The 20,250-nt window shown below is 53.1% G+C and carries 19 protein-coding genes, 3 pseudogenes and 1 riboswitch; of the genes and pseudogenes, 15 read left to right on the top strand and 7 right to left on the bottom strand.

Annotated features, from left to right (window positions below):
- Nucleotides 1-76: 76 nt before the first annotated feature.
- Nucleotides 77-1,090, bottom strand: a complete 1,014-nt coding sequence (locus QUE75_RS20375; RefSeq protein ID WP_286255856.1) for a GlxA family transcriptional regulator — start codon at nucleotides 1,088-1,090, stop codon at nucleotides 77-79.
- Nucleotides 1,091-1,153: 63 nt separating this feature from the next.
- Here QUE75_RS20375 and QUE75_RS20370 point away from each other — a divergent pair, with 63 nt between their 5' ends.
- Nucleotides 1,154-1,456, top strand: coding sequence for a putative quinol monooxygenase (locus tag QUE75_RS20370; RefSeq protein WP_008175538.1), 303 nt, complete (start codon nucleotides 1,154-1,156; stop codon nucleotides 1,454-1,456).
- Nucleotides 1,457-1,725: 269 nt separating this feature from the next.
- Here the strand turns inward: QUE75_RS20370 and QUE75_RS20630 are convergent.
- Both QUE75_RS20630 and QUE75_RS20360 read right to left on the bottom strand, forming a co-directional pair.
- Nucleotides 1,726-1,953 (bottom strand): annotated as a pseudogene (locus QUE75_RS20630) (IS3 family transposase); the annotation flags it as partial.
- Between the two features lie 81 nt (nucleotides 1,954-2,034).
- Nucleotides 2,035-2,988, bottom strand: a complete 954-nt coding sequence (locus QUE75_RS20360) for a GlxA family transcriptional regulator (protein ID WP_286255855.1) — start codon at nucleotides 2,986-2,988, stop codon at nucleotides 2,035-2,037.
- Nucleotides 2,989-3,132: 144 nt separating this feature from the next.
- Here QUE75_RS20360 and QUE75_RS20355 point away from each other — a divergent pair.
- The 7 genes and pseudogenes from QUE75_RS20355 to QUE75_RS20325 all read left to right on the top strand — a co-directional run bounded on the left by QUE75_RS20355 (nucleotide 3,133) and on the right by QUE75_RS20325 (nucleotide 8,381).
- Nucleotides 3,133-3,808 (top strand): annotated as a pseudogene (locus tag QUE75_RS20355) (MBL fold metallo-hydrolase).
- 43 nt (nucleotides 3,809-3,851) lie between these two features.
- Entirely contained in the window at nucleotides 3,852-4,394 is a 543-nt protein-coding gene (locus QUE75_RS20350; protein ID WP_008175532.1) for a cysteine hydrolase family protein, read from the top strand.
- Between the two features lie 239 nt (nucleotides 4,395-4,633).
- The gene (locus tag QUE75_RS20345; RefSeq protein ID WP_286255851.1) at nucleotides 4,634-5,248 is read left to right on the top strand and encodes a tyrosine-type recombinase/integrase; all 615 of its coding nucleotides are present in this window, start codon (nucleotides 4,634-4,636) and stop codon (nucleotides 5,246-5,248) included.
- Nucleotides 5,249-5,508: 260 nt separating this feature from the next.
- On the top strand, nucleotides 5,509-6,240 hold the full coding sequence (locus QUE75_RS20340; protein WP_022991569.1) for an AraC family transcriptional regulator: 732 nt from the start codon (nucleotides 5,509-5,511) through the stop codon (nucleotides 6,238-6,240).
- Nucleotides 6,241-6,324: 84 nt separating this feature from the next.
- Nucleotides 6,325-7,224, top strand: coding sequence for an aromatic amino acid exporter YddG (gene yddG, locus QUE75_RS20335; RefSeq protein WP_286255847.1), 900 nt, complete (start codon nucleotides 6,325-6,327; stop codon nucleotides 7,222-7,224).
- Nucleotides 7,225-7,245: 21 nt separating this feature from the next.
- Nucleotides 7,246-7,578, top strand: a complete 333-nt coding sequence (locus QUE75_RS20330) for a tRNA-binding protein (RefSeq protein WP_286255845.1) — start codon at nucleotides 7,246-7,248, stop codon at nucleotides 7,576-7,578.
- 470 nt (nucleotides 7,579-8,048) lie between these two features.
- The gene (locus tag QUE75_RS20325) at nucleotides 8,049-8,381 is read left to right on the top strand and encodes a YnfA family protein (protein ID WP_058091419.1); all 333 of its coding nucleotides are present in this window, start codon (nucleotides 8,049-8,051) and stop codon (nucleotides 8,379-8,381) included.
- Between the two features lie 297 nt (nucleotides 8,382-8,678).
- On the opposite strand, the gene QUE75_RS20320 is transcribed toward QUE75_RS20325, so the two are convergent.
- Nucleotides 8,679-9,236 carry a manganese efflux pump MntP gene (locus QUE75_RS20320; protein ID WP_058091418.1) on the bottom strand — a complete coding sequence of 186 codons (558 nt, stop codon included), beginning with the start codon at nucleotides 9,234-9,236 and terminating at the stop codon, nucleotides 8,679-8,681.
- A gap of 38 nt (nucleotides 9,237-9,274) precedes the next feature.
- Nucleotides 9,275-9,413, bottom strand: a riboswitch (yybP-ykoY riboswitch).
- Nucleotides 9,414-9,963: 550 nt separating this feature from the next.
- On the opposite strand from QUE75_RS20320, the pseudogene QUE75_RS20315 reads away from it, so the two are divergent.
- From QUE75_RS20315 to QUE75_RS20305, 3 genes and pseudogenes are all read left to right on the top strand, one after another.
- Nucleotides 9,964-10,095: pseudogene (locus QUE75_RS20315) on the top strand (type II toxin-antitoxin system RelE/ParE family toxin); the annotation flags it as partial.
- Nucleotides 10,096-10,677: 582 nt separating this feature from the next.
- Nucleotides 10,678-11,010 carry a type II toxin-antitoxin system TacA family antitoxin gene (locus QUE75_RS20310; RefSeq protein ID WP_236075127.1) on the top strand — a complete coding sequence of 111 codons (333 nt, stop codon included), beginning with the start codon at nucleotides 10,678-10,680 and terminating at the stop codon, nucleotides 11,008-11,010.
- A gap of 79 nt (nucleotides 11,011-11,089) precedes the next feature.
- Nucleotides 11,090-11,530 (top strand): acetyltransferase, encoded by a 441-nt coding sequence (locus tag QUE75_RS20305; RefSeq protein WP_236075128.1) that lies wholly within the window; start codon nucleotides 11,090-11,092, stop codon nucleotides 11,528-11,530.
- A 248-nt stretch (nucleotides 11,531-11,778) separates the two neighbouring features.
- Here the strand turns inward: QUE75_RS20305 and QUE75_RS20300 are convergent, their stop codons facing one another.
- Both QUE75_RS20300 and QUE75_RS20295 read right to left on the bottom strand, forming a co-directional pair.
- Complete coding sequence (locus tag QUE75_RS20300) at nucleotides 11,779-12,255, bottom strand: hypothetical protein (RefSeq protein WP_222562911.1); 477 nt, start codon at nucleotides 12,253-12,255, stop codon at nucleotides 11,779-11,781.
- A complete protein-coding gene (locus QUE75_RS20295; protein WP_286255836.1) occupies nucleotides 12,242-13,135 on the bottom strand; it encodes a hypothetical protein in 894 nt (297 codons plus the stop codon). Before QUE75_RS20295 ends, QUE75_RS20300 begins: the two co-directional genes overlap by 14 nt.
- A gap of 191 nt (nucleotides 13,136-13,326) precedes the next feature.
- Here QUE75_RS20295 and QUE75_RS20290 point away from each other — a divergent pair, with 191 nt between their 5' ends.
- From QUE75_RS20290 to umuC, 3 genes are all read left to right on the top strand, one after another.
- Nucleotides 13,327-15,207 (top strand): AAA family ATPase, encoded by a 1,881-nt coding sequence (locus tag QUE75_RS20290; protein ID WP_286255834.1) that lies wholly within the window; start codon nucleotides 13,327-13,329, stop codon nucleotides 15,205-15,207.
- Nucleotides 15,208-15,630: 423 nt separating this feature from the next.
- Nucleotides 15,631-16,059 (top strand): translesion error-prone DNA polymerase V autoproteolytic subunit, encoded by a 429-nt coding sequence (gene umuD / locus QUE75_RS20285; RefSeq protein WP_011783492.1) that lies wholly within the window; start codon nucleotides 15,631-15,633, stop codon nucleotides 16,057-16,059.
- 1 nt (nucleotide 16,060) lies between these two features.
- Nucleotides 16,061-17,341 (top strand): translesion error-prone DNA polymerase V subunit UmuC, encoded by a 1,281-nt coding sequence (umuC, locus tag QUE75_RS20280; RefSeq protein WP_286255830.1) that lies wholly within the window; start codon nucleotides 16,061-16,063, stop codon nucleotides 17,339-17,341.
- Between the two features lie 81 nt (nucleotides 17,342-17,422).
- On the opposite strand, the gene QUE75_RS20275 is transcribed toward umuC, so the two are convergent.
- On the bottom strand, nucleotides 17,423-19,183 hold the full coding sequence (locus QUE75_RS20275; RefSeq protein WP_286255829.1) for a hybrid sensor histidine kinase/response regulator: 1,761 nt from the start codon (nucleotides 19,181-19,183) through the stop codon (nucleotides 17,423-17,425).
- 465 nt (nucleotides 19,184-19,648) lie between these two features.
- On the opposite strand from QUE75_RS20275, the gene QUE75_RS20270 reads away from it, so the two are divergent.
- Nucleotides 19,649-20,248 (top strand): hypothetical protein, encoded by a 600-nt coding sequence (locus QUE75_RS20270; protein ID WP_286255827.1) that lies wholly within the window; start codon nucleotides 19,649-19,651, stop codon nucleotides 20,246-20,248.
- Nucleotides 20,249-20,250 lie beyond the last annotated feature (2 nt).

Genomic DNA, 20,250 nt, shown 5'->3' with positions numbered 1-20,250 from the left:
GTTTGTCCAAATGCGCCGTTTGGCCTGCGTCAGTTTCGCGGCGGTCTCCAGCCGTACATATACCAAACGCCTCTGGTCATCCGCCGCGTCGCAACTCCCTGACACCCCGACCCAGCTTGCGGCGCAACAGGGCCCGCAGGGTCACCCCATCCGAGTACCCGACCTGTGCGGCGACTTGGTCGACGCTCGCGTTTCCGGTGCGCAAGAGATGGACGGCATGCTCCACGCGCAGGTCCTGGAAATACGACAACGGTGTCTTGCCCAAAACGCTTTGCAGCCGCCGCGCCAAGGTGCGCTCGCTTGTGCCCGCGGCGCTGGCCGCCTCGGCCAGCGAGAACCCCTTCGCGAGCTGACTTCTGGCCCAGCACTCGAAGCGCTCCACCATCGGGTCGGCATGCGCAAGGTGGTCGGGAATCACGAACTCGGCTTGCGAACTGCGTGTCTCTACCAGCAGATAGCGTGCCACCAGGGCAGCCAGCGCCGGACTGCGCTCCCGGATGATGCGCAAGGCCAGGTCGACGTGGGCCAAAGCGGCACCCGCGGTGGTGAAGCGTGTCGAGTTCACGATCATGCGTGACTCGTCCAGCGTGACGTTCGGATAGCGCTGCCGAAACATCGGCCCCAGCCACCATGACGTCGTCGCACGATGCCCATCAAGCAGGCCGCTCTCTGCAAGCAAGAAGCTACCGGAGCAGGCGGCACCAAGGTGCGCGCCAGCGGTGGACCACTGCTGTAGCATGGCGACCGCATCGGGCACGTCGGGGCGTGTGAGCCGAGCCGAGAGCGTGTCAGGCATCTTGTCACCAAACGCGGGCACGAGCACGACGTCTGGTTCCGGCACACCACGCGCAGGGACCACGGGGACCGTCAAGCCTTGCGCAGTTCGGATGCGACGCCGCACGCCCACCAGCGTGAGCTCTATGTGCGCGGGAGCTTGTGGCAGCGAGCCTGTCATCGCATTGGCCAAGCCCACTGTGTCAGTGAGCGCCGCAAGCCCCAGATCAAACACGCCATCACAAACAAGGATGTGGAGTTTCATGGCAAGAATGATATCAAAGTTGTCATTATTGTCTATAGAGATGGCTGTCATGACGACTTAGACTTCAGGCTCGTTGATCCATTCACCTAACCCATTTACCCAAAGGATTACAGTATGACCAAGCTCGCCCTGTTTGTTCGCCTCGAAGCCAAACCCGGCCAGGAGGCTGCGCTTGCCGACTTCCTGGCCAGCGCACTGCCGCTCGCCAACGCCGAGTCCGGCACCACTGCCTGGTTCGCATTGAAGTTTGGCCCTTCGACGTTCGGTGTGTTCGATGCCTTTGCCGATGAGGCAGGTCGCCAAGCACATCTGAACGGCCAGATCGCCGAGGCCTTGATGGCCAACGCCGAGACCTTGCTCAGTTCTCCGCCCAATATCGAGAAGGTCGAACTGCTTGCAGCCAAACTGCCTGCATGACAACCCGGCCTTGACTCAATCAGGTCACGCTGCGTAGGGCCACACGGCCCTACGCAGCCCCCCTCGATTGCCGGGGGGGTGTTCGGCGACAATTAGGATGACCAGTTGGCGACAATTCTCTTGGCAGCCAGCCTTCTGATTTTAACAAGGTCGATAATACTGATGCCTGTAGTTGCCCCAACTAAACTGAGCACCATCTTGCCAGTTCAGCCCGGTATTCCCCGGTGGCATTTCAGACTCTTGTGCGGGTGGCTGCGATTATAGTCTCAGATCCATTTCGGCAATCTGGCCATCACTGTGGCTGGATCAGGAAGGTCGTACAGGTATACATCGCCCCGCTTAAACGCCTTCACAAAAGCCTCCGCTATGCCGTTACTATGAGGGCTTCGCGCGGGTGTGATATACACCACAAAACCCAGAGCGGATGCGAAGACTCGCGTTTCTTTGGCAATGTAGCAGTTGCCATTATCCGTCAGCCATTCCAGAGATTGTGGCACTCACTTCGACTAGCCGAACCGGTATTTCGGGCTTTCCCGCAGTACTCCTGTTACCTGCCCGCTGAACTGGTGGCTGGATTATCAGGCCACATCTCCAAAGGTCCTGCGCCAGTCACGAGGGCTTACGTGGTGACGTTGCTTGAAATGCTGCCGGAATGACGTTGCTGTGTGGAAGCCGATTCTTTCCGAGATGGCTTCCACAGGCAGCGATGTGGTCTCCAGCAGTTCCCGTCCTCGCCGAAGTCGTTCACTCACCAACCACTCCACTACCGTCATGCCGGTGGCTCTCTGGAAATGGCGGGTGAAGGTGCGCCGGCTCATGGCGGTGCGGGCGGCCAGTTCATCGATTGTGTGTGTTTCGGCCAGATGTTCCCGCAGATAGTCAAGTAGTCGGTTGATATGCGCATCCTGAGTGGAAATCGCGACCGGCTGCTCAATGAACTGAGCCTGGCCACCTTCCCGGTGCGGCGGAACAACCATCAGGCGGGCAAGGGTATTGGCGGTCCTGGCACCGTAATACTCCCGCACCAGAAACAGGCAGCAATCCAGTCCCGCCGCTGTGCCAGCGGACGTGACCAGCCGGTCATCCTTCACATAGAGGGCGTTGGTATCCAGATTCACCTGTGGAAACCTATTGAGGAAGTCCTGTTCTGCCAGCCAGTGGGTCGAGGCTCTCTTGTTATCCAGCAAACCCGCATAGGCCAGCGCATAGGTGCCGTAGCAAAGGCCTACCACATGTGCGCCCCGTTCATGGCAGCGGGTGAGAGCCTCCGCCAATTGCGGCGGTGGGGCTTCGCTAAGATCGTGCCAGCCGGGTACTACCGCAATATCAACCGCATCCAATAATTCCAGCCCGCCATCTGGCTGAACGGTCATGGCCCGTTCGGATGTGAGGGGCTTGCCGTCTGGGGTGATAATCAGCAACTCGAACAAGGGGCCGTCGGGCAAGGCAATACTGAACACCATGTAAGGAACAGAGAAATGGAAGGGGCTGAATTGTGGGTGAAGGATAAGCCCGACTTTCGGTAGCGCCACGGTGTCACTCCTGTGGTTCATTTAACCCGATGATAACTGCTTGGCCCGATTCTTTCGATCATTGTCTTTCAGGTCAATATTGGTGGTGATCACATCTCCGTAGACTTACTCCATCAACGAACACCCTGTTGGAGGATAAATACCATGTTGATCAAAACTTTCGCTGCCGCCCTGATGCTTGCTTCGACTGTTTTTACTGGCGCTGCTTTCGCCGAATCGTATACCCGGGAACCCAGCCACCAGATACAGCAAATCCGCAATGCCACCATCAAGGTTACATACGGAGAGACCACCTTTCTGATTGATCCTATGCTGGCCGAACAAGGAGCTTACCCGGGCTTTCCGGACACTTACCGCAGTGAGCTGCGTAATCCTTTGGTGGGCTTGCCCATGGCCGCTGAGGATGTGATTGAGGGTACCGATGCGGTGATCGTTACCCATTCCCGAGCTGGCCAAGGCGCTCGGTGAAATCATGGGTGTGGTTTTTGAAGCCGAGGGGCAGGAAACCACTTACGTGGTAGGCGATACCGTGTGGCGTGATGAAGTGGTTCAGTCATTGGAGCGCTTTCAGCCGGACGTTGTTGTGTTGAATGCCGGGGCGGCGGAACTGACAGGCTTTGAGGGCGACTCGATCATCATGGGCAAAGAAGATACCCTGCGAGTGCACCGAGCTTTACCAGATGCGGACATTGTCGCCGTGCACATGGATGCGGTGAACCATATGACCCTGAGCCGTGAAGAGCTGGCAGAGTTCGTGGAGAACGAGGGGATTGATGAGCGGGTATTGATCCCGGCGGATGGTGAGATTCTTTCTTTCTGACCAGAACACCCCTGAAACAAATGATCCAATGAGGAACAGTCAAATGAGCAAGCGAGCCGTTATTGTTGTCGATATCCAGAATGAGTACTTTGCCTCCGGCAAACTGCCTCTGGTGAACATTGAACAGGCAGCCGCCAAGGCTGCCCAGGTGATAGATACAGCGCGTCAGAACAAAGACCTGCTGGTGCATGTTCACCATGAGTTTCCGGACCCGGATGCGCCTGTATTCACCCCGGGTACAAACGGCATCAACATCCACGAATCCGTGGCACCAAAAGGTGATGAGCCGGTGATTCTGAAGAATTATCCCAACTCATTCCTGAAAACCAACCTGAAAGAGCTGCTGGATGCCAGCGACATTGAGGAAGTGGTTGTGATCGGTGCCATGAGTCACATGTGCATCGAAGCCACCAGCCGAGCCGCTTCAGATTTTGGCTACAAGGTCACTGTGCTGGAAGATGCTTGCGCCACGATGGACCTGGAGTTCAACGGCGTGAAGGTGCCGGCGGCACAGGTTCATGCCACGGCTATGGCGGCTCTTGGGTTTGCCTATGCGAGTGTCCAGTCCACCCGGGATTACCTGTGAGGATCTTGCTCTTCGTATCTGTCGGGTGGTTGCTCCCGTAAACTGAAGCCGACCGGCCAGAAACATTTCAGCCGGTCGTTTCAGTGGTATCGTTCGGCCCGGATCTATTGCTGGACGGCCTCATATGTTGCGTGCAGATTCCAAAAATCTGAACGTTCGCTTTGCGACCAGGTTGGACAACAGGAAACAATTTTCTGAGCCATACTTAAAGGCCCTAACCCTCCGAAGAGGGCCACACCATGACATTTCCTATCAGCAAAGCTCCCTGGAACAAGGGAAAGCTCGTTGGCCAGAAACTACCGCTCAAACTCGAACAAATATGGGCTATCCGTATTCGGTTGGAGATTGCTAAGAACATCCGAGAGCTGGCGATGTTCAACATGGCAATTGATTGCAAGCTCCGGTCCTGCGATTTGGTAAAGCTCTTGGTTCGAGATATTTCCAGAAACGGAGAGGTTCTGGATCGGGCGCAAGTCACTCAGCAGAAAACCAGTCAACCTGTTCAATTTGAGATAACGAAAAAGACGCGCGAATCGGTCGAAGCGTGGATCGAATTGCGCAGACTTTCAGGTATGGATTATTTGTGGCCGAGTCGGATGAGAAAGTTTGACCACATCACTACTCATCAATATGCCCGTCTCGTCAAAAAGTGGATAACCAGCATTGGACTTGATCCTTCAGTCTACGCAACCCATTCGATGAGACGCAGCAAAGCGACATTGATCTACAAGAAGACCAAAAATCTGCGAGCTGTACAGTTGTTATTGGGACACACGAATATGTCGAGCACCGTGCGATACCTTGGCGTCGAAGTCGAGGATGCTCTGGAGATAGCCGAGAGTATTGAGATCTAAATGCGTAACTTGGCTTGGTCGCTGAATGTTGCAGACGCTGCCAGATCCGGTCGATGATCACCTTCGGGTTTCGATCAGGCTCCTTCAGTCGTAAACAAAAGCGGACATTCTAGCCACAAACCGTTTGGGCTAGCTCAAGAGATACTTCGTGACTGTGAATTTGCCGCGTTTTTACTATGAACCGGTCGGATCACGGATGAGAGATGGGTGAAAGAGTGGTTCTGTGATGACTCTCCTGTGTTTCTGATTATACTGGTCGCATGAAACACTCTGAGATCGGCTTGCATATACGAACCTACGAAGACGAGGGAAAAAGCCACTCCCACGACCATCACCAACTGGTATTGCCGTTGGTGGGAACGTTATCTCTGTCAGTGGATGCCAAGGAAGGAAAGGTTGCACAGCATCGAGCGGCAATCATTCCCGCAGGAATTGGCCATGGATATGCTGCGACCGACGATAATCGGTTTTTGGTTGCAGATGTCCCCGAAGGCTTGGCCCCGGCGCTAGACAAGCTACCTTGTTTCGTAGACCTCGATCCGGCATTGCTCCATTACGTCCAGTTCCTTCACGCACAGCTCCAACATGGGACTGAGTCGGATTTTACCCAGCATCAAATGCTGCTTCTGCTGATTCAGTTGCTTCAGGAGCGCCATGGAAGTCAGCTGAAGCTGGACCGCAGAGTCCTCGCCGCGAAACAATTGCTGGACGAACACTTCAGCCGACCGCTGTCCTTGGCTGAGGCGGCTGCCGTGGCACATCTGAGCATTCGGCAGTTGAACGATCTGTTTCGGCGCCAGGTCGGCATGACGCCGCATCAATACCTCACAGAGTTACGAATGAAAGAAGCTTGGCGGCTTCTGGAGCAGTCGGGGCTCAGCGTCCAGCGAGTTGCCGACGCTGTTGGCTATTCATCGTTATCGGCCTTTAGCGACAGGTTCAGAGCCCACTTTGGAAAAGCGCCCAGCCACTTCCGCCGTATTTCGAAATAGTTCCGCCAGGATTTGAAAGTTCCTACCCTTCGCACTGGATACCCTTCTGCAATCATTCACACATGAGAGTTTCGGGAGGGTTTCATGGCATCCGTTACCGCCGCAACCTGGATCGGGTCAATTTCGGTTCTGTTATGGGGCACTTTGGCATTGCTGACCAAGCTTTCCGGTGGTGAGATTCCTGAGTTCCAGCTTATGGCCATGACCTTCGGTATCGCTTTCCTGCTGATGTGCGGTCGCTGGGTCTTCTCGGGACATTCCGGTGTGCATTATTTACGGCAATCGCCGCTTGCATGGTGCATCGGCATCGTTGGTTTGTTCGGGTATCACTTTGCCTACTTCAAGGCCATGACACTGGCCCCGGCCGTTGAAGTCAGCCTTCTGGCTTACCTATGGCCGCTGCTAATCGTCCTGCTGTCGGCCTTCCTGCCGGGCGAGAAACTACGAGGTCAGTACATCGTTGGGGGCCTGGTTGCCCTAGCGGGTTGTTGGTTGTTGATCAGCCGTAATGCCGATGGATTTTCCTGGGAGAACCTGCCGGGTTACATGGTGGCTCTGTCCTGCGCTTTGATCTGGTCATCCTATTCCGTTCTCAGCAGACTGGTTCGCTCGGTACCGACCGATGCGGTGGGCTGGTTCTGCGGTGTCACGGCTTTTCTGGCGTTGATTTGTCACCTTTTATGGGAGGAAACAGTGTGGCCAGAAGGCGCACTTCAATGGATTGGCGTGGTGGGGCTCGGCCTCGGACCGGTGGGCATAGCATTCTTCACCTGGGACCATGGTGTAAAGCACGGAAACATCCAGTTACTGGGAACCCTGGCATACAGTGCGCCACTGATTTCAGTGATCCTGTTGATCATTGCCGGATTCGGGGAGGCTACAGTTGCCGTGTTGAGTGCCAGCATCCTGATCGTCATTGGTTCCTTGATCGCGGGTCGTGCGAAGAGCCGAAAGTTCGCCAAGCCAGATTTGTTAACAGACTAACTACGTCAGAGGAGCAGTGAGATGATTACCTGGGACGATTTCGATAAGGTTGAACTACGGATCGGGACCATCATTGAAGTGATGGATTTTCCTGAAGCGCGCAAACCGGCTTATAAATTGCGAGTGGATTTCGGGCCGGACATTGGTGTTCGTAAATCGAGTGCACAGATTACAAACCTCTATGGCAAGGAGGAGCTCATCGGCAAGCAGATTCTGGCCGTCACCAATTTTCCGCCTAAACAGATCGGCCCTTTTCTGTCTGAGTGCCTGGTCACTGGCGTGCAAACGGAGAAGGGCGCAGTTACCTTGGTGAGACCGGATGCGCAGGTGGATAACGGGGAGCGCTTGTTCTGAGTTTCGACGGCTTACACATCACGGGCCAACTGGTATTTAAGTCCAAGTGAGGGCGATGAACGGGACAAAGTCTCCTGTGCTGGCTATGGTGAGCGGAAAGCTCACCGTTGCAGCGCTCTAATGCACTTTCCTCTGATTCGTTGCTCCAAAATAGCCGCAAAGCTCCGCGTAATCGTCCAATGCAAATGTTCGCTTTGCGACCATGAATGTCTTCTCCTTCGCGGAATACCGGCGACGACGCAATCCGGTTATAACTTCGACTTCCTCCACCTTGGACACGCTTTTGCACTAGGTCTATGCCTAGGCCTTTGCTTCTACCAAGGTGTCCGGTTTAAATGGGGGCTACTACAGTAATGGTGGTTGTCCTTCGGTACTATGGCGTGGGGCTTTAAATATCGTATGTTGTCGGACGCATCTACGCTGGCGCTGGCACGCCGCAAAGTCAGGGTACTGCCAAGAGGTCAATTTCATTGCCTGAGTTGAAAACGGTTGGTCTTTTTCTCGTCACCGCTTTGGCAGAGATCGTGGGTTGTTATTTGCCTTATCTCTGGCTTCGAGAAGGTAAAACCATCTGGCTCCTGGTGCCAGGTGCGTTGAGCCTCGCGGTATTTGCGTGGCTGCTTTCACTGCACCCCACCGCTGCTGGCAGGGTCTATGCTGCGTATGGCGGTGTGTATATTTTTATGGCAATTGTGTGGCTTTGGGTGGTCGATGGGATTCGACCAACAGTTTGGGATTTAGTTGGTTCAGCTGTTGCTTTGGTGGGAATGGCGATCATCATGTTTGCGCCTCGCGCCACATAACCAACTGTTGTAGTTCGTTCCGGGCCGTCGGTCCTACACCCGAACGCCCATTTCGCTGCGGTACATGGGCGCCACTATACTAGTGCTTATCGTCCTACCCGAATGTTCGCTTTGCAACCGTCCCCTATTCCATGCAAACCAAACAAAAGCGAATGTTGGCACTGCGACGCAGTGCTGACAGTATGACGAGCGTTGGACGCATTTCTTCTGGTGAATGCCGGAATCATCAACCCACTGCGTCGGGTCTGTGGTTGGATTTCAACGGAGACAATACTCCTATCACCCCCATGGGGGATATTACAGATGGCCAGATAAGATCCACACACCCACAGCGATTAACGTAACGCCGCCAAAAATTTCTGCTCGATGTCCTAATACAGCTCCGACAGCGCGCCCCAGCATGATGCCAAGGGTCACCATGAGAGTGGTTGCTAAGCCAATCAAAGCTGCGGCCACCCAGATGTTCACGTTGATGAGTGCCAAGCCTACACCAACTGCCAAGGCATCAATGCTTGTCCCGAAGGCTGTAAGGCAGGTGCGGAGCAATGACTGCTTTAATGGCTTTTCTACCTCATCTTCTTCCGGCTTAATGCCCTCAGAAATCATATGCAGGCCAAGAATCATCAGAAGGGAAAACGCAATCCAATGATCCCAGGCTTCCACATAACCTGAGGCAGACTTACCGATCAGCCAGCCGACCAACGGGGTTAAGGCTTCAATCGAACCGAAGATGAGTCCGATTTTGAAAGCTTCGGTTAACCGGGGATGCTTAAGGCTTGCACCTTTACCAATCGCCGCAGCAAAGGCATCGGTGGACATCGCAAAGGCAAGCAAGAGAAGGGCAAAAGGGCTCATTAAACGGGCTCCGGTCGGGCATATTGAGTCCACGATATAACCACACGCCCGACCTTGGGCATGGATATATCGATGGTCTCGCCAACCGAGAGGTGTTCGCACCATGGCATGTGGCCAAGTATGTTGATACGAACTCTTCCGAGCATCGGAAGCAGGCTACTCCCCAACGAAACGGTAATTTAGCAAGCTTCTATAGCCAATACAAACTTGCCTCTGATTAGCATTGATTCGGCAGTTCCTCTGGCATTGATTCATGATTGGTACTGCACTGGTTTAACTCAACGGTTACATGAACCAGAGATTTAGGCTGGGCTTGAATACGATTCCTGTACGCTGTGGGTGACTCAATACGGTGTGAAACCAAAGATACTATGCAGCGTGTATGTTTGAACCAATCGTCCACACATGCAGGTCAGAGACTTTTGCTTCGTCGTCTTCGACAGTTTGTTTTATAGCTTCCTCCAAGTCCTGAAGTTGCTCGTCGAGAAAGACTTTGGTACGCCATCGGCTAGCCATGCCATTGAGCCATATACGATTCCTGCGAGGATTTCCCAGACCATCATTGCCAGTGATTCAATCGTTCGTGATGCACAGAAAATTTCCTGAGAAAAAACGGATAGACGGTTTTGTCGCTATGAACGAATTCATATCCCCGGGGGGGGGATAGGGAGCTGCTACGCCAGCCCGCTGGCAGCTGCACGTGAGGTGTCAGTTGCCTGACCGTCCGCCGGTTGAACTGGCGCCAGTACCTGATTCCATCCGCGACATGGTCTTTGGCAAGTACATTGTTCGCTATTCTGTACATGTGAGTGCCATCATCATTCTAAGGGTATGGCACGAGCTGGAAGGTGAACGATAGCATTTTAAGCAGCCGCTGTTGTCGGACAGTTTTCCACCGCTGCGCGGTTCCAAAACTGCCGCAAAGCTTCGCGTTATCGCACCATCTGAACGTTCGCTTTGCGACCATACCGAGTACCAACAGCTTGTTCCGATCTCATCCAAGGGGGCTCATCGAACGGTCACTCTATTGCGGAACAAATACGTTGTTCCGTTGAATGGGCGAGGGGTCGTGAAGTGAGTCGCTGGTTTTTTGCGGACAGGGTGCGATTTTCTACCAACCAGTTAAACCTTCCGCACCCGTCGGGACCAGGCTTAATCGATGTAAAGATTCGTATCCGAATGTTTCACCTTGCGAAGTGGGTTCCGGGGTAGCGGTTGGGCAGTTATACAGACTTGCTCATAGCATATGAGCGGTTTCTTCTGTGATCACAATTTTTTAATTGTTCTGCAATATGGCGTTTCAGTGAGTTGAGCTTCCCGTTGACATTTGGATAGCATTAGCCGATATTTGTTGTACGGTTATTTTCCGTACGCGATGGCTTCTAGGTTTAAGCCAGTAGTACAGCAAAATGGAAAACACCAAAACAGAGGGACTGGTCGATTGGCCAGCCAGTTGAAAGAGGAACACCGCATGTCAAAAACAAGCGCGCGGCTGGATTTACGAATTGATCCAGCTATTAAAGAATTGGCGGCGCGCGCTTCAGCTCTGACCGGGAGTCACAGTCTCTCAGAGTTTGTCATCCAGGCAATCCGGGAGAAGTCGGTTCGCGTGATCGAGGAGGCTGAGGTGTATCGCCTGAACAGCCAGTCGTTTGATGCTTTTGTAGCAGCTTGCGAGGCAGCTCCAGCACCGAACGAGGCGTTGCTGAGCGCGAAACGCCGCCGGAGCAAAAGGATGGAAAACGGTGACCTTGAGGTTAGAGCCATTAGATAAGAAGTCGCATGACCGGAAATCGTTTGATTGTGGGCTGGAACGGGTAAATGAGTTCCTTAGCCGAGAAGCTCGCAAGCAGATGGACAAGAAAATTAATCGCACCTGGGTGCTGGTGGATGATGAACCTACAAATGTGTTGCCAGCTCCGGTCCTGGGGTATTTCACCCTGACCAGCGCAACCGTAGTGCGTGATGAGCTTCCAGATCAGGAGACCCGTAGCCGATACCCGGCTTATCCCATTCCAGTGATCAAGCTTGCGTGGCTGGGTGTGGATAGCAAACTACACGGCTCCGGACACCGATACGGTGAAACGCTGCTTCTTGAGGCCTTGGAAGAAGCGTACCGGATTGTTCAATACAGTGGCATGGGAATAGCGGTTGTAACGGACCCTCTTACCCAGAGCAGTGATCGCTTTTTTAAGCGCTACGGCTTCCTGCCTATGGGAAGGCAATTCGGAGATCTGCAGTCGCTTTACTTGCCTATGGGTACAATTGGTCAGCTGATTGATCTTCCATCTTGAGAATGGTCGCAACCAGGAATTGCCGCCCGAACGAACGTTCAAAGCTTTGAATAACGGGCCTGTAGTGAGATTTTGGTTCCATTCAGAAAATGAATGCTCTCGCTGCCAGTCCGTCATCAGCATAAGGGGTATGAAGCCTGGCGGTGCTCTCAGGCAGGGCTGGAGCTCCTTTCCACATACCAAACCGCCGAGTCCGCGATCTCTGGCGGATGAGTCAAGCCGCAAGAGAGCTGCAGGTGGCATTCTACCTAACCTTTATAGAGTGCTGCCGCCCCTCTTAGCGCTGCCAATACCAATTGCTCGTCGTCACAAACGGACTGTTTCTTTAGTTGTGCAAGAGCCAGTGCGCCAAGCCGAAAACTTTGTGAAATGGGCAGGGGTAGGGCGTATCCGGTACCTGATCCTTGGCTGGCAGCCAGGTAAATCCTGCCGGGCTGGCGCTCAATCGTTATCCCCTTTGTTGGCCTCTTAAACTCGGCCTTGGGTAAATAGCCCAGACACACACAACAAAGAAGTGGTAGATCGTCCTCGCCCAATTGGAGAACAATCTTACTATTCCATTCAATGCGTTCACCTTTGCGTGGTGCGACTTCCAAATTCAGTGCAGCCAGCGGCACGCCTCCCTCTTGGGTGATGTAGGTCGCCTCTGCAGTGAGAGCCGCCTTTGAACCGAAACAGCGTACCTTTGCCTGGAGAGCAGGGTGTTCAGGCTTAACCGTCGACATAGCGATGAATGCTCAATGCTTGAATGACTGGTTCTGGTTCTATCTTGGATTCGCGCTGGAGTCTAACTGGAACCTCTTTACGAAATGCTGGATTTTCACGCCAAGCCAACCTCGGGAGAGTCTCCTGCTGTGCAATAACTACTCCCGAAATCGGGCAACTCTTCCGGAGGACCTTGCCCGCCTCGCGATAGGCGTAGTTTGCTCGCAATTGATTCGGCAGAGTGATTCGGCGGACCAAAGGCTGATCTGGTGAACATTTTCGCCGCAGGACATCTATGGCGGTGTCTGCCAACTCCACATCACGATCCCTGAGCCCTTCGGCAAGCGCCATGGCCTCATCAAAGCTGAGTTTCTGGATCCGGGCGTGACTGGTTGCCCAGGTCCAGGAGATTGAATCCAAATTACGAGGCATGATCCGGATCTGTCGGTAACACTCCCGCAGATCAAGCGTCTGAATTCCGGCACTTTTCAGAGCGTTCTTCAGGACCGTTTCCCGTGATACCCCGCGCTTCTCAAGGGAAAGGTTCCGGATTTTCAGGACCGTTCCCTTGAAGTGACTTTTAGCTGCGTTTAGCTGCTCGACCGCCGACACTGTCGCATCTGAAGCACAAATAATACCCGCTTCGTATTTCCTGTTGTGAGTATCGTCAATGGTCAGGCCAACCGCATCGATAATCGCAGCTCTGCGCGCATCCGAGGTATAGCGCTGTTTTTCAGTGGCGCCAAAAGTTGGGATATACACTTCAAAATTTGTGGCATGATCCACTTCTGATAGCTTCTTTAGCCCTTCACAATGATCCACGAGAGATTGATAAGCATTCGAAAGCTCCTCGATCAAGTCACGCGGGACAGGGACATCGCCAACATCAGAGTTCAACATGTTTTGGATCTCCCAATATCAGAGTACGGCACGGACACTGTGTGAACACAAACAACTTTATAGTCTGGTTTATTATACCATATATTTCTGCAGACGAATCTCTTCATTAGCCAATACCAGACTCTGACGGTATCTTGGTTACACGTAAGCAAAAGATCCTTGAGATTGCCTGAACTCACGAATTGGACACCATGACGAAACTTGCGATCCCACTAAGCCTTGAGACGTTACAGGAGCTGGATAAAGACCGGACAAGACTCTCCGGCTTAACCAATGCCGAGCTGGCGGGTTTGTTTACCCTGTTTAAACTGGCCAACTCATCAAAACCCTTTAATGGCCCTGCGAGTGAACGTCTCCTTGCGGAAAGCCTCCAGCTGATTGGTGATTCTCAAGAGGCCAGATCAGAAATTGAGGACCTGGTACAGGATCGAGTAGAGCACTTTTCTGACCTGGCTCCGGGCAACAGCGACATGTTCTTTCTGATGTCAGTCTCGGACGTTGCCAACAAAAGTTACCTGGAACAAAAAAACCGATGGCGTTATGGTTGCTCGAAAGAGTTCAACCAGGTGTTCATCAAACGTAACATCTTGGGTCTGCAGCGGAATGTGTCACTGTCGACTGAGCACGACCGCTTGATTCGAGCCATCGAGGCCGAGCCGGACGAACCCATGGCCATTCAAGGCTTCGCCGGCGTGGGTAAGACCTACCTCATCACAACGCTTGCGGCATCCTTGAGCGCCAAAGGTCTCTCTGTTGTAGCTCTGGCTCACACCCGTCAGCAACTCACAGCGCTCATGGAACGCACGCAAGCCGTTCGGGGATTGACGTTAGCGGAATTGATGAAAGAACTGGTCTATCCTGGAGAGCCTGCACCCAGGCCCTCCAGGGGCTCGCGTTACCGGATGGGGCAGCGCTTCAACCGCACCTATGAGCAAATGGCACATATTCTGGGGATCCAACCGCTTCAGCGAGCGAAGCCTCCCGAGGTTGCCAAAATTGCGTGGAAGACGGTGACGTCGTTTTGCCACAACTCCGGTCATGAGATCACGACTGAACATCTACCCGCTACGATAAAGTCTCACTGGTCCGCCTCAGACAAAGTCATTCTGGTAGAAGTTGCTCGCAGGATGTGGGAAGTCATTGTGAATCCGCCAAATCAGGAATCTGAACTGCCAATGCGGATCTATCACCAAATCAAGCATGCTGATGTTGAAGGCAAGGTGCTTCCTCCTACGATCCGTATCGCCCTGGTCGATGAAGCCCACGATCTGCCCCTGCCCATTATTAATATTCTTGAGCGAACGCCGCCACCTCAGGCGACATTTACCTTTGGTGATCGATACCAACACCTTTTTGGGGCTGGAGGAACTCAGCGACCAGGGCGATCACGAGGTCGAGAACTAGGTGTATCAGTCAGGGCTGGTGAGAGCACAACGGAGCTTTTTAACCGGGTTCTTGCGGCACACCCCATTACTCCGGAGCTGGAGTTTGTCGGCATCAGACCAGAAAACACCCGGGTTGTGTCCTACCAGACCCTGCCGGCGCCGAGCGGAAACTGCGCCATCATTTTTCGCTCATACTGGGCCTTGTTTGAGCAGTTCCAGCGATGTGCCCATGAAAAAGCCGCCTTCACGTTGATGCCAGGATCGGAGAAAGCCCTGCAGTGGTTCATGGGCGACGTAATCGAGCTCTTCAATCACGGTACGCGCCCGAGCTTCCCAAGCTTATTCCGGTACGGAACCTTCGACGAACTGGTAAAGCGAGAATCGCAGCACGCCGATATCAGTCGTATTGTCGACCTGCTTTCCCGTGGCTATCAGCTCAAACACCTCGATGAATCATTGTCTCGGCAGGCGAGGGGCTACGCCAATGTTCTGTGGCTAGGGATGCCAGAGCACACCAAGAACATGGAATTTGAAAAAGTTGTTATTGCGGACGATTTTTTCAGTCAGACCAACATGGTCTCAAAAGATGCTCTCGTGTCCAGCGTGTACACTGCGATCTCGCGTGTTAAAGCGGAGCTGCACCTACCTGCTGAATTTGATAATTGGGTAAGGGGGCTCTCAAGCTGACCAGGGAAACGTCGGTCCACGGTTCAGAGCGATGCGTTATGCCCCTGCGGTTTTCGGATGATCCGAGGATTAGCGTCATCTTAATCTTTAATGATATGGTTTTTTATACCAGATCGGCTTTAGCAAACGAAGAAAAGCAGGAGTATCCCGCAACCTCTCAGATGGAATCCAAACTCGCTCCTGAACTAACCTTCAATTCTCTTTGATAACCTGACATAACCTTGGCACGGCTACGCCGCGCAGGGCTCAGGACGGAAAAGCCTTCTCCTTTGTTTAGCCATGCTCCGAAGATGAGGGCTGGCCACTCTGGGTGCCTAAGGCGGATCTGGTATAAAACTTCAGACCAAAACTTGCAGGGGTCGATCAAACCACCTTCAAGTAATATACTGTTCATCCATACAGTTTATTGAGATGCGGTGTCCAATGCTGATCAAACAGATTTTCCGTCCAACAGAGCAACTCCGGAGCTCCATTGCGTTCTTCAGTGATGCGGTCAAGGCCGGCTTCCCGTCACCGGCCCAGGATTACATTGAAAAAACACTGTCTTTGGACGACCTGTGTATTCGGACGCCGGCTGCAACCTACTTCGTTCGTGCATCCGGCTCCTCCATGGAAAGGGCGGGGATTCACGATGGTGATGTGCTGGTTGTCGATCGCAGTCTGCCACCGGGACATCGCAAGATCGTCATTGCGTCCGTTGACGGCGAGTTTGTGTGCAAACGCCTGGACCTGAGTGTTCCGAGCCGGCCTGTGTTGCGGGCAGAAAGCGAAGATTACCCCGACATCACGCTTCGGGAGGAGGATGAACTCGAAATTTTCGGTGTTGTAACCACCGTGGTGCATGCGCTCTGACATGAAACAGGTGTTCGCTCTTTGTGACATGAACAGCTTTTACGCCAGCTGCGAGCAGTTATTCAATCCAGCGTTTCGTGGCCGGCCGGTCGTGGTCGCCAGTAACAACGATGGCTGTGCCGTTGCACGATCACCGGAGGCGAAAGCACTCGGTATAAAGATGGGCCAACCCATTTTTGAGTTGCGGGAGTACGTCGAAAAGCACGGCCTGATTGTTTGCTCATCCAACTATGCACTCTACGGAGATATGTCCCATCGATTCATGCTTGCCCTGGCGGAATGCGCACCTCGGGTCATGCCCTACAGTATTGATGAAGCCTTTCTTGATCTGACCGGTATCGATTCCGTTGTGTCGTATCTGGATTTCGGCCACCACGTCAAAGAGCTGGTGCGAATATGGACGGGCTTACCTATCTGTGTCGGAATCGCTCCAAGTCCGACATTGGCAAAATTAGCTAACCACGCCGCAAAACACTATCCCGCCACCCGGGGTGTCGTGGATCTGACTAACCGAGACCGGCAACGACGTCTTATGCACCTGACACCGGTGGAAGAAGTATGGGGAATCGGCAGGAAACTGAGCAAACGACTGGATGCCCTGGGAATAAAGACCGCTCTGGATCTAGCCGATTCCGATCCTAAATGGATACGAGATCACTTTTCAGTCGTGGTCGAGCGCACCGTCAGGGAGCTGAACGGCATACCATGTCATTCAGACCTTCTCGAAGTAGCACCGGCAAAGCAGCAGATTCTATGTTCAAAGTCCTTCGGGGCACCCGTCACCGATCTGAACTCCATGCTTGCCGCGATTACCGCTCACGCATCCCGAGCGTCTGAGAAGCTGCGTCGCGAAAACCGGGATTGCGGGTATCTGGCCGCGTTCATGTCAACGAGCCGGTTTCGAACCGGTAACCACTACGCCAACCAGCAAGGGATTACTCTGCCATTCCCGACCTCAGACACCCGGGAAATCGTACGACATGCGGTCAGTATTGCCCGGTCGTTGTGGCGGGAGGGGTACCGGTACAACAAAGCGGGCATTGTACTGACAGACTTCCGGGTGCCTGGTGCTTGCCAATCCGATTTTTTCAGCCAGGTCGAGGACGACGAGCGCAACCGGAAGCTGATGCGGACCTTAGACAAGATCAACAGCATCGCTGGCAAAAACACGATCCAGTTTGGCCGGCAGATTCACAAAAACCAAAGCTGGCAAATGCGAAGAGAAAATCTATCGCCGGCTTACACGACTCGATGGGCTGACATCCCCGTGGCGATCAGTTAAATCCCTCAAACAAAGACAGCCTGGACGTTCTCTTCGATGCTATACCAGTTGTGGAAAACTATTCGTGGGTGTCAGTCACCTTCAGATAACAGTCAGTTCGACAGCTGCACGTATCTGCGCCTGGTTTCGGGCTGTCTGTTGCTTAACCCCCGCAACCAAGATCTTCATGTCTTCGATCGGCATCCCTTTAGAGACAATTCTTGCACCAGCAGCCACAATCGCCGCACGCTTTCGTTCCGGAATACTTGGGTCGGCGGTGAGCATAATCTTAACCATTCCCTGGTTTGGATGCTCATGACTGGCTAGCCATTCGAGCAGCTTTAGGCCATCAACATGGGGCATGTGAAAATCGACCAGGAGCAGATCAAATCGTTGCTCTTCGAGTCTCGTGATGCCCGAAATCGGGTCATCGCAGACCGTTAATTCGACGTCTGGAATTCCAAGAATCTTCGGCGCAAAAAAACGCTGCATTTGCTTAAGAAAAGTGTGGTTATCGTCAATCAACAGTACCTTTGTTTTCTGGTCTCCGCTTTTTGATGTGCGGATCGACCCAGGCTCCAGATCCATATCATGATCCGGCAGAACTGCAGCTTGCTTGGGGAGCTCTCCGGTCCGGTAATCAACGGGTAGATCGATCGTCAGGCAGGTCCCGAAGCCTGGCTTACTGTCGATCCTGATTCTCCCTCCAAGGAATTCGGAGAATTTCTTCATAACTGGCATCCCGATGCCCCATCCATCTTTTCCGCGACGGATACCAAGCGAAAGCGGGTCTTTGTGCCATAGCAGCGCATTCATCTCAGCGGTGGACATGCCAGCCCCGGTGTCTCGCACAGAAATCGAAATTCCTTTGTCTCGGAGAGACATCGATATTTTCACGAAGCCATCGGACGTATGTTTAAACGCGTTTTCGATCGCGTTTCGAACCACCACTTTGATTAAATCGTAGTCTGAGTACACCTCAGTAACTCCGATTCTAGGATCATCGACGCAATCCCATATCAGGGCGACATTCGCCGTGCCGGCGAACTGGCCGTTCAACTCATTGCACATTTTCGCCACTGCAAACCAGTCTTTTCTGGACTTGAGAGTCCCGTTCTCCAGAGCCGCCAGAGCGAGAATAGACTTTATGTGATGGTCAAGCGTATCCAAGTCATCAAGACTCATTTGCAGGATACCCCTGGCATCCCCAAGAGCGGCCCCATCGATATAGGCCAATGCCAGATCCGCTTGAGATCGGAGATTTGTGATCGGTGTGCGCAGCTCATGTGCAGCAATGGCCAGCAGATTTTGCTTCATCACAATCGCTTTACCCTGAGCGACATACCGTCCTTTAAGCTGTGAAAGCCAAAACCCGAGCAGAAGATTGCCAACAACAGCGAAGACAAGCGCTGCGACGGTCAGTTCCGAAAGGTACGAATCGAAGGGAAAACTCCGTAGCGAGAGGAGGTACAGCCCGGACAGCAAACTAGCCAGAGCCCACAGAAAAACCATGGTGCCCCTGGAACCTTTCATCGCGCGGGAGCAGGCAATCGCTGCAACGGCTAAGAGGAACAAAAATACCGACAACAACACAGTCGAGGGGATTTCATCCAGGTTCAGTGTACCGTTGTCCGACTCCAGTGGATGCGGGTTTTCAAAAGCGCTCAGTGGTGCTCCCGATAGTGGTGGCCATGGGTGTGTGTGCTTTTGAAACAAATCCGTTTGCTTAGCCAGCAGCAAGGCCAGTAACAGAACGATAAAGATGGCGGGAATAATCCCAGCGATGATGGCGCGGGGTTTGATCATGGTATGTACATCCCTGTCGTCAAAAAAAGCGTGAAAGCTTTTATTCAGCGCCTCCATGGCACCAGCCTGATTCTACTATGTGCATGTCGCATGTGGTCAATAACTAATCAGGGAAACATGATTTTGCTCTCAATATTGAATCCGACACTCTTCGAACGACCTCAGGACGTTGCTCCGATACACCAATCGGGGGCAAACTTGTATCTGAATCCTTAAAACTCAATGGCCCGATCTGGCCATCAACTAAGGAAAGTGCCCCAGAGATCTGGGTCGAGTTCAGGAATGGGATTTCTCTCCGTGAGAGGCTTGTGTGCGAACCCCCGGGTTCACCCACGTCTACCGCCAACCAAATAGGTCTTTGTGCTGTGACCCATTTTTGCCAGGTTGATTGCCGTTTAACGGCAAACTCAATCCGGCTTCAGGATGGTCACTCATGGGTTTCCTTTTCCTCGTCAGACTCTCAGTCCGCCCGGGCCCTGGTTTTCGAAGCAAACCAAGAAAAAGACGTGCAAGGAGAACCCAGTGAAATTGATCAACCTCGGTTTGGCCCTCGGGCTTATCGGCGTACTTGCTGGTTGCGCCGGTGGCGAACACATCTACACCAACGATGGCAGGTGCCTTACCTGCATCAACAATCCTCTTACCGGCAAACCCATCAATCACGATGGATCAGCGCCCGGCAGCACCATTGAGTCCCGAAACCCAGCCTCTATCGCCGAGACTGCTCAGGCGGATGAACCAGCAAAGAAAAGCTCTTCATACATTGAGCAAACAACAACGTTCTCGGCTCCAATCGACGTGGATGTTGCGTTTGTGAAGGTAAAAAAAGAGTACCGATATTATACGGAACAGGAGATTCGCCAGGAGTGGGGCATCGTTGCTGACGACAAGCTCAATCAATTTGACACTGCCTATAGCGCGTCGCCTTCTGCCTACTATCACATGCGTGCACCGAGAGAGCACGGTAATGGTAGATACGTCATCGATCATAAGATCGAAAAGCAGGCTACCGATAAAAGCCAAATCACCATTACCGTTTGGGTTAGAGAAGACTCCCCGATAACACCGGCCGATGTTGCAGGCAGTCTCGCACTCAGAACCAAAGCCGCGTTAACCCGTTAATA

The organism is Marinobacter shengliensis (assembly GCF_030297115.1).
Classification (GTDB): Bacteria; Pseudomonadota; Gammaproteobacteria; order Pseudomonadales; family Oleiphilaceae; genus Marinobacter; species Marinobacter shengliensis.
This window is presented reverse-complemented; position numbering and strand designations above follow the sequence as displayed.

What these genes read in the sequence shown, in the direction of transcription:
- QUE75_RS20345 (WP_286255851.1), top strand. Translation starts at nt 4,634, where the DNA reads ATGACATTTCCTATCAGCAAAGCTCCCTGGAACAAGGGAAAGCTCGTT.
- QUE75_RS20330 (WP_286255845.1), top strand. Translation starts at nt 7,246, where the DNA reads ATGATTACCTGGGACGATTTCGATAAGGTTGAACTACGGATCGGGACC.
- QUE75_RS20370 (WP_008175538.1), top strand. Translation starts at nt 1,154, where the DNA reads ATGACCAAGCTCGCCCTGTTTGTTCGCCTCGAAGCCAAACCCGGCCAG.
- QUE75_RS20300 (WP_222562911.1), bottom strand. Translation starts at nt 12,255, where the DNA reads ATGTCGACGGTTAAGCCTGAACACCCTGCTCTCCAGGCAAAGGTACGC.
- QUE75_RS20305 (WP_236075128.1), top strand. Translation starts at nt 11,090, where the DNA reads ATGGACAAGAAAATTAATCGCACCTGGGTGCTGGTGGATGATGAACCT.
- QUE75_RS20375 (WP_286255856.1), bottom strand. Translation starts at nt 1,090, where the DNA reads ATGACAGCCATCTCTATAGACAATAATGACAACTTTGATATCATTCTT.
- QUE75_RS20295 (WP_286255836.1), bottom strand. Translation starts at nt 13,135, where the DNA reads ATGTTGAACTCTGATGTTGGCGATGTCCCTGTCCCGCGTGACTTGATC.
- umuC (WP_286255830.1), top strand. Translation starts at nt 16,061, where the DNA reads ATGAAACAGGTGTTCGCTCTTTGTGACATGAACAGCTTTTACGCCAGC.
- QUE75_RS20290 (WP_286255834.1), top strand. Translation starts at nt 13,327, where the DNA reads ATGACGAAACTTGCGATCCCACTAAGCCTTGAGACGTTACAGGAGCTG.
- QUE75_RS20340 (WP_022991569.1), top strand. Translation starts at nt 5,509, where the DNA reads ATGAAACACTCTGAGATCGGCTTGCATATACGAACCTACGAAGACGAG.
- umuD (WP_011783492.1), top strand. Translation starts at nt 15,631, where the DNA reads ATGCTGATCAAACAGATTTTCCGTCCAACAGAGCAACTCCGGAGCTCC.
- QUE75_RS20350 (WP_008175532.1), top strand. Translation starts at nt 3,852, where the DNA reads ATGAGCAAGCGAGCCGTTATTGTTGTCGATATCCAGAATGAGTACTTT.
- yddG (WP_286255847.1), top strand. Translation starts at nt 6,325, where the DNA reads ATGGCATCCGTTACCGCCGCAACCTGGATCGGGTCAATTTCGGTTCTG.
- QUE75_RS20320 (WP_058091418.1), bottom strand. Translation starts at nt 9,236, where the DNA reads ATGAGCCCTTTTGCCCTTCTCTTGCTTGCCTTTGCGATGTCCACCGAT.
- QUE75_RS20275 (WP_286255829.1), bottom strand. Translation starts at nt 19,183, where the DNA reads ATGGAGGCGCTGAATAAAAGCTTTCACGCTTTTTTTGACGACAGGGAT.